Source organism: Variovorax sp. 20P10.2.4, from assembly GCF_058244205.1.
In genome coordinates this window covers 1-2195 of the sequence record NZ_JBZAYE010000929.1, presented here as the reverse complement: position 1 = coordinate 2195, position 2195 = coordinate 1, and the positions used below count along the sequence as shown (strand labels likewise).

Annotated in this window: 1 protein-coding gene; it reads left to right on the top strand. The window is 72.2% G+C overall.

Translation table 11 applies throughout. The annotated features are described in order from the left end of the window. Positions 1 to 2195 (top strand): hypothetical protein (locus AC27VN_RS39545; protein ID WP_490880225.1); only part of this gene is annotated, 2195 nt, incomplete at both ends.

The following is a 2195-nucleotide window of genomic DNA, read 5'->3' as shown; positions in this document are numbered from 1 at the left end:
GAGATCGAGCTGCGCGCCGGGCGCGACCTGGTGCTGGCCGACAAGGTCTCGGCCATCTACACGGCCGGGCGCCGCGACACCACCACCTACGACGACTTCAGCGCGCCGGCCGATGCGGCCTACGGCATCGACGGCGGCAGCATGCGGCTGGTGGCGCAGGGCTCGGTGCATGCCAAGCCCACCGACCAGAGCTTCGTCGAATGGCTGCGGCGCCAGGGCCAGGGCAACTGGCGCACCGGCCTGTTCTCCGACTGGTCCGACGAATGGGGCACGCGCTTCACCGGCATGCAGCCGAGCTGGTGGATCGACCCGGGCCAGTTCCAGGGCCTGGGCGCGCTCGGCGGCGGCAACCTGGCGCTGGAGGCCGGCGGCGACCTCGACAACGTGGTGGCGGTGCTGCCGACCAACGCCCGCCTGCGCGGCGCGCTGGCACCGGGCCAGGCGGCCACGCTCGAGATGCGCAACGGCGGCCTGTTCGACATCAAGGCGGGCGGCACGATCCGCGCCGGCCACTACTACGTCGGCCGCGGCGCCGGCAGCATCACGGCCGGCGAGATGGCGGTCGGCCGCACCGTCACCGCCACCGACGCCAACGGCGTCCACACCTGGGACATCGCGCCGATCCTCGCGCTCGGCGACGCCACGCTCGACGTGCGCACCCAGGGCAACCTGCGGCTGGAGACCGTGGTCGATCCGCTGCTGCTGCAGGCACCGCTGGTGTTCGATCCCTGCTGCGGCCCGGTCGATCCGGGCGCCTACATGAGCGGCCACACCAACCGCACGGCGCTGCGGCTGGTCTCGCTCGGCGGCGACCTCACGCTGGTCGACACCACCTATGCCGAGAGCCGCCAGATTCCCTACATGCCGATCTTCCGCGACCCCGACGGCTCGCCCTATGCCGAGAGCGCGATCGGCCAGGGCGGCAACCGCTATCCGGCCGCGACGCAGATCGTGGCCATGAGCGGCTCGGTGATCGTGCAGGGGCCGGTCTACACCATGACCGCGCCGATGGCCGTGACGCCGGAGCTCGGCTACATCGCGGCGCGCGCACCGGGCGCGCCGGCACCGCAGGCCGACTTCCAGCTGCTGGCGGCGCAGGACCTGGTGTTCCGCTCCGAGGGCACCGGCTCGCTGGTCAGCGTGCCGCGCATCGTGCTCTCGCGCGCGGCGCCCGAACTCATCCCCTCGCCCCTGATGCCGCGCGGCCGCGAGGAGGAGTCGGGCTCGGGCATCGGCCTGGACGGCGTGCTGCAGAACACCTTCGGCTCGTCCTATTCGCGCCAGCTCGGGCTCAACAATCCCGAGAAGATGCCGCTCGACGGCGACCACTCGCCGAGCCGCATCTATGCGCTCGGCGGCTCCATCCTCGGCGCCACCGTGGCGACCAACGAGGAGAGCTGGATCCGCGCCGGCCACGACATCCGCCAGTTCTCGTACAACCTGCGCAACCTGCATGGCAGCGACGTTTCGATCGTGTCGGCCGGCAACGACGTCATCGGCAGCGCGACCGACGTGGTCGGCAGCAGCCCCGGCATCGTGATCGAGGGGCCCGGCGCGCTGCTGGTGAGCGCGGGGCGCGACATCTTCGCGCCCGGTGCGCGCGACGGCAACACCTTCCCGCTGACCATCCAGTCGGTCGGGAACCAGAGCTATGCCTTCAACGCGAGCGAGCCGCGCACGCAGACCCTCGTCAAGGGACTGCCCGAGCGCGGCGCCTCGATCACGCTGATGGCCGGCCTGCAGGGCAAGGAGCCCGACTACGCCGCCTTCGCGCAGGCCTACCTCGACCCCGCGCGCGCGGCCAGCATGCCGGCCTACCTGACGCAGACGCTCGACGGGCGCACGCTGCCGCTGTACCTCACCGACGACGTGCGCGTGCTCGACGGCGGCGGCAAGAAGTTCGAGCGCCGCGGCCTGGTCTCGTTCGTGCAGGAAGCCGTGGGCGAGACGCTGGCCCCGCTCGATGCCTGGGCCCGCTTCCAGACCCTGCCCGCGCCCGCGCGCGAACGCTTCCTGCGCGAGGTCTACATGCAGGAGCTGCGCAATGCCGGGCGCGACCAGCTGCTGCCCGGCGTCGACGACCTGCCGCTCAATGGCGGCTACAACCGCGGCTACGGCGCCATCGCCACGCTGTTCCCCGGCAGCGGCTGGAAGGGCGACGTGCAGATGGCCGACGGCAGCGTGCGCACCTTGCA